The sequence below is a fragment of the Lamprobacter sp. genome (assembly GCF_034860625.1).
Taxonomy (GTDB): domain Bacteria; phylum Pseudomonadota; class Gammaproteobacteria; order Chromatiales; family Chromatiaceae; genus Lamprobacter.
The window spans coordinates 1-3349 of sequence record NZ_JAYESN010000293.1 but is presented as its reverse complement, the minus strand read 5'-3'; the positions used below and the strand labels follow the sequence as shown (position 1 = coordinate 3349).

At 64.0% G+C, this 3349-nt stretch carries 3 protein-coding genes; all 3 read left to right on the top strand.

From position 1 onward, the window contains the following. Window positions 1-303, top strand: a 303-nt coding sequence (locus VBE63_RS26370) for a TrbI/VirB10 family protein (protein ID WP_323685971.1), incomplete at its 5' end; no start/stop codon positions are given. 5 nt (window positions 304-308) lie between these two features. Then, complete coding sequence (gene virB11, locus VBE63_RS26365) at window positions 309-1385, top strand: P-type DNA transfer ATPase VirB11 (RefSeq protein WP_323685970.1); 1077 nt, start codon at window positions 309-311, stop codon at window positions 1383-1385. Further along, window positions 1379-3304 (top strand): type IV secretory system conjugative DNA transfer family protein, encoded by a 1926-nt coding sequence (locus VBE63_RS26360; RefSeq protein ID WP_323685969.1) that lies wholly within the window; start codon window positions 1379-1381, stop codon window positions 3302-3304. The genes virB11 and VBE63_RS26360 overlap by 7 nt, the downstream gene beginning before the upstream one ends. The last annotated feature ends 45 nt before the right edge of the window (window positions 3305-3349 follow it).

Here is a 3349-nt window from a genome sequence, read left to right as displayed (position 1 = left end):
GGCACCGGACCGCTCGGTCAGGCCGGCATGGGCGGCAAGATCAACAACCATTACTGGCAGCGCGTCGGCATCCCAGTGCTGATGTCGGCGGTCAGTTTCGGCACCGAAAGCTGGGCGCGCGAGCAGCTGACCAGCGATCAATCGCAGTGGATTGAGCAATCCACCAACGACAGCCTGTCGACGGTCTTCGCCGAATTCGCCAAGATCAAGCCGACCCTGCACAAGCATCAAGGCGCAACCATCAACATCCTGGTCGCGCGCGATGTCGACCTCGCGCCGGTCTACCAACTCGTGAAGCGGTGATCAGCATGCACAGCGACAACACCGCCCGCCATCTGCTGCACGATATCCTCGGACCGATCCGCCCGATCCTGGCCCGCGACGATGTCACCGACCTCTGCATCAATGGCCCTGGCACCCTCTTCATCGAAGGCGCACAAGGTTGGGAGCAAATCCCCGCCAACAACCTCAACGCCGCCTGGCTGCAAGGCTTCGCCAAAGCCGTAGCCAGCTACATGTCGGCCAGCATCAGCGAGCGCTCGCCGATCCTCAGCGGACACCTGCCGACCGGGGAGCGCATCCAGATCGTGCTACCCCCGGCGGCTGAAGAGCCCTCGATCACCATCCGCCGACCCAGCCATGTCACCTTCAGCCTCGATCAGCTTGCGGAGAAGGGCGCCTTCGATCTGGTCGTCCCTGCACACAGTGAACAAGAGGCGGTAGGAAAAGAAGAGGTTCAATCCGTCCGCGCTCGATTGGCAGGCTGGTCCGCCGCCGACCAAGCCAGTGTCCCCAGCATCCTGCGCGAGATCGTCGCCCACCGGCTCAACGTCATCATCTCCGGCGCCACTGGCTCGGGTAAGACCACCCTATCCAAGGCGATGATCGCCGAGATCCCCCACGACGAGCGCCTGATCGCCATCGAAGACGCCAAGGAGCTGCAGTTTCCACAAGCGAACACTGTGCGCCTGTTCTTCAGCCGCGACGGCGCCGGCATCTCCCCCGTGACGGTCAAAGACCTGCTGGTGTCCTGTCTCCGCATGAAGCCAGACCGGATCATGCTCGCTGAGCTGCGCGACGACGAGACCTACTTCTATCTGCGCAACGTCGGCTCCGGCCATCCGGGCTCAATCACTACCGTGCACGCCAACAGCGCCGCCGCGGTCGAGCAGCTGATGCTCATGGTCCGCCAATCCAGCGCCGGCGCCGGGCTGACGCGCGAGGACATCCGCGGCCTGGTGTTCAACCTGGTCGACGTGATCATCCAGATGGAGCGCAAGCGCGTCACCGAGATCCGCTTTCTGCCGAAGCTCCTCGATCAAGACATCAATAGCGCACCGCCTGCAGCCAACGCGGGGTGCGATCTGGAGCAGCAGGCGTGCTGAAGCGCCCAACCAACGCCATCAGATGGGTCATCGGGCTCTCGGTCCCGCTGGGACTGATGTCCTTCCTGCCCGTCGCCTCTTGGGCCTACGCCGAGCTCTCTGACTACAGATTTATGGTCACGACTTGGCTCTCCGGGCTACAGCACGGCCTGCAACCGGATAACTTGCTACTTGCCGGGCTCGCCGGCGGGGCCTCGGCGATCGGCATTCCGGCCTTCGTCGCCTTCGCGCTACTGCCGCCGAAGCCTTTGCATGGCGCCGCTCGTCTAGCCAGAACCGCAGAGATCCGCCGCGCGCGGCTCTATCAGGCCGGCGGTCAGTCGATCCTGCTCGGTCGCCACCATGGCCGGCTATTAGCCTTCAACGGCGACCTGCATCCATTCCTCGCCGCTGCCACCGGTACCGGCAAGGGCGTCGGCTTCGTGGTGCCGAACCTGCTGCACTGGCAAGGCTCAGCCATCGTGCTCGACATCAAGGGCGAGAACTACAGCCTCACCTCGGGCTATCGTGGCCGGGTGCTCGGCCAACCGGTCTTCCGCTTCGACCCCCTGCACGCAGAGGGCAAGACCCACGGCTTCAACATCCTCGATTATGTCCGCGATGGCGACCTGCGGGTCACCGACGTGCAGACAATCGCTGCGATCCTCGTCCACAACGAGAGTCAGGACCCCTATTGGGACAACGTCGCGCGCGATCTCCTGATCGGCCTGATGCTCCTGGTCCTCGAGGCTGGCCCCGACATGGACTGGCCAGTGACCATCGGCCAGGTGCATCGGCTGCTGCGCTCGGAGGAAGAAAGCGGCGAGTATCTCAAGGCGCTAGTCGAAGACCTCGAGCGGCGCGAGATCACGCTCTCCAGCCTCTGCAAGCGCTACATCCTCAGTTTCTGCAACGAGCCAGAGAAGCCGCGCGGATCGATCAAATCCTCCCTGGCCACCAAGCTGACCCTTTGGGCCAACCCACTGATCGACCGCGCCACCGCCCGCAGCGACTTCGATCTACGCCGTTTCCGCCGCGAGCCGCAGTCGCTCTACCTCGCCATCGCCCCAGACGACCTGCAACGGCTGACGCCATTGGTTCGCCTGCTGATCGAGTTCTTCCTCGCCAGCAATACCAAGGCCGGAGAGACGCCCGCAGATGATCCAGCCCTCAAGGTCCCGGTGCTGATGCTGCTCGATGAGTTCTTGAGCCTGGGCCGCGTCGATAAGCTGGTCCATGCGCTCAGCTATGTGCGCGGTTGGGGGATTCGCATCGCCACCGTGATCCAGTCCGAGGCCCAACTGCAGGCGGTCTACGGCCGCGAGCTCGCTGAAGCCTTCATCGACAACCATCGCGCCCGGGTCTACTACCGCCCACCCGTGCATCGGCGCGACCTGGCCGAGGCGATCTCGAAGATCGTCGGCCAGAAGACCGTCAACCAGACCAGCTACAGCTATGGCGATGGCAAACGCTCCAAGCAGGTCTCCAAGACCGGCCAGTCGATCCTCGATGCCGATGAGATCGCCAACCTACGTGATGACGAGACCGTCGTGCTGGTCGAGGGCATCCGACCGCTGATCGGCCAGAAGCTGCGCTACTACCGCGACAAGACCTTCAAGCAACGCCAGCTCAGCGCGCTGCCACTGCCCGCGCCGCTCAAGATCGCCTCCCAAGAGCCGCCCCAGGTCAGCATCCAGCGAGACGGGGAGGGCGGTCTCAATGCCAACGCAGCCGCCGAACAAGGCGTCATCAACAGCATTGAGCGTGCCGAGCCCGACGCACTGGCGTCTGCCCGCGAGATCCGCACCGCCATCGACGCGATCCCGGTCCCGAAAGGCCAGCCCTCAGCCGAAGAGCTTGAGCAGATGGCCAACGCCCTCGCCGAGATCACCCATATCGCCACACCTGAAGCCCTGGCCGCCTTTGCCGAGGCGGCTTAGTCAGCAACTACTCGTCAGGAGTCACCCATGAACGCCGCCCAAAAC

Coding starts and splice junctions, on each gene's coding strand:
- virB11 (WP_323685970.1), top strand. CDS start 309: ATGCACAGCGACAACACCGCCCGCCATCTGCTGCACGATATCCTCGGA.